At 36.0% G+C, this 2,444-nt stretch carries 2 protein-coding genes and 1 pseudogene; all 3 read right to left on the bottom strand.

From position 1 onward, the window contains the following. Nucleotides 1-317, bottom strand: a pseudogene (gene tnpA, locus GMC_RS23095) (IS200/IS605 family transposase); the annotation flags it as partial. A 186-nt stretch (nucleotides 318-503) separates the two neighbouring features. Beyond that, the gene (locus tag GMC_RS23100) at nucleotides 504-1,889 is read right to left on the bottom strand and encodes a T9SS type A sorting domain-containing protein (RefSeq protein WP_010520425.1); all 1,386 of its coding nucleotides are present in this window, start codon (nucleotides 1,887-1,889) and stop codon (nucleotides 504-506) included. Nucleotides 1,890-1,983: 94 nt separating this feature from the next. Next, the gene (locus GMC_RS23105) at nucleotides 1,984-2,280 is read right to left on the bottom strand and encodes a hypothetical protein (RefSeq protein ID WP_010520426.1); all 297 of its coding nucleotides are present in this window, start codon (nucleotides 2,278-2,280) and stop codon (nucleotides 1,984-1,986) included. Nucleotides 2,281-2,444 lie beyond the last annotated feature (164 nt).

Genomic DNA, 2,444 nt, shown 5'->3' with positions numbered 1-2,444 from the left:
CAGAAATGACGACCCCAATAACGCTTATTTAACTCTGGAAACTCTTGTTGTAATTTCCTAGAACTTCTTCCTTTTAATTTCTTAACCAAATCACTTATCGATAATGAAGGTCGGTATTCAACATGCATATGGACATGGTTCGTTGAGACAACTCCCTTTAGAATATTGACATCCTCTGATTAACAAATCTGTATCAAAATTGTACGACAACGCTGCTTTATATCTCCTTGCAATACTGAATATCTGTATTTTGTACTCCAAACTAAGTGAACTGTTAACCGACTTACGCTATGACCATTACTTCGTTGATAAGACATTATACGAAGATAAATTTTTAGAAGCTAAAAGCGAAATGCACTAAAGTACATAGTTTTAACTATTTTTAAGACCAATAAAAACCTTGTAATCAAATAATTATAATTAATTTTACTCAAAATAACCAATAAAAAACCACCTAAAAATAGGTGGTTTAAATATTTTGAAATTTTTATATTCCTCGGAAATTATTCAATCACAATTTGTTCAAAAGACTGTTTCTTTCCATCTTTATCTGTTATACTTAAAATGTAAACAGCTGGTTCTAAATTTTGAACATCGAAAGTTACACTTCCCGATTGGGAAATTGCAACAGTTTCAAGAACCTCTTGACCTGTTAAACTGTAGATTTTGATATCAAGATCTCCAGAAGCATTAGTTGTACTAATAGTTAAACTATCGCTCGCTGGTATAGGAAAAATTGTTACAGGTAATTCTGTATCAAATTCGTTTATTGATAATGTTGCACAATCTCCTCCAACAACTCTATTCACTGTTATAGGGTTTGATAGGTCAAAATTTCCTGTTAAATCTGTTCCAGCATTTGCATTAATAGCTGCTCCACCCAATGAACCATCATGGCGTAAGTACCATACTAAACATGTTCCAGCTCCTGCTCCATCAAAATCTACTGCCGTAAATGTTGGTGGTAAACCTAATATATTTAAGTCCTCATCAGTTACTACCCATGCAGATTCTGATCCTACACCTCCTTCGATAGTGATACCATCGGCTGGAATATTGTCCGCTACCCCATCCTCGACACAAAAATTAAATGGACCTCCACTCAAAACACCTGCATCCACTGTATTTCTTACCACTTCAATTGGATTTGAAAGATCAAAATTTCCTCCTAAATCAGTACCAGCATTTGCTCCCATAGCTGCACCAGTTAATGAGCCATCGTGACGTAAATACCATACTAAGCACGTTCCTAAACCAGCAGTATCAAAATTAACAGCCGAAAACGTTGGGGGCAATCCTAGTATATTTAGGTCTTCATCGGTCACTACCCATGCAGATTCTGCGCCTACACCACCTTCGATAGTGATACCATCTGCAGGAATATTATCCGCTACTCCATCACCAACTAAAAATTTAAAAGGACCGCCACTTAAAACACCGGCATCAACAGTCTTCCTTACTACCTCTATCGGGTTTGAAAGATCAAAATTCCCACCTAAATCAGTACCTGCATTTGCATTAATAGCTGCTCCTGTTAACGAACCATCGTGACGTAAGTACCATACTAAGCATGTTCCTAAACCTGCAGTATCAAAATTAACTGCCGAAAATGTTGATGGCAATCCTAATATATTTAAATCCTCATCGGTTACTACCCATGCTGATTCTGAACCTACACCCCCTGCTATCGTTATACCATCTGCAGGAATGTTATCTGCTACTCCATCACCAACAAAAAATTCAAATGGACCGCCCGTTAATATCCCGGCATCTACTAATGAAGCTTCCCACTGGGCTAATCCATTTTCAGTACCATCACCAATATAACTATAAACACCTGTATCGTCTATAAAATCGCCAGCTGTCCATACCCCTTTACTTTCAGCCAAACCCTCTCTTGCATTGCCATCTACTCGCCATTGTGCAAAATCTTCAATAGCATCTACTGATGAAAAGTTTGGAGCACTTTAAAAAGATAGACCACTACCAGCTTCCGGCATTTGGTAAGGCAATGTTACAGTTTTGATTTGCAGTTAAGTTTATACTTCCCGAAACTGGTGTTAAAGCACCTAATCTTTGGTAAGTTCCTGGACCAAGACAAAACCAATAGTCAATAAGATTTACAGGTTGGTCGCCAAAGTTGGTCACCGTTACCAAATTATTTTCGGGATCCACTTTAGTTAAACGAGGAATGGCTTGTGCAAAGGATAAGCTCATTCCACTTAAAAAGGTAGCAAAAAATAAAATTTTGAACCTCTTAGTGTGTAAAAAACGTTTCATAATTATACTATTTTACTAAACAAAACTTTTATTTGTTCAAAAATATAACCTATGACTTCAACACAATGTTAGCTAGCTAACATTAAAAATATAAATTTGTTAAATTATTTGTAATTTAACACTATAGTAAAAAAGTTATTTCTTTTTATACTTTGGTATTGGAC

This window comes from Aquimarina agarivorans (genome assembly GCF_000218485.1).
In the GTDB taxonomy this organism is placed as follows: domain Bacteria; phylum Bacteroidota; class Bacteroidia; order Flavobacteriales; family Flavobacteriaceae; genus Aquimarina; species Aquimarina agarivorans.
This window is presented reverse-complemented; position numbering and strand designations above follow the sequence as displayed.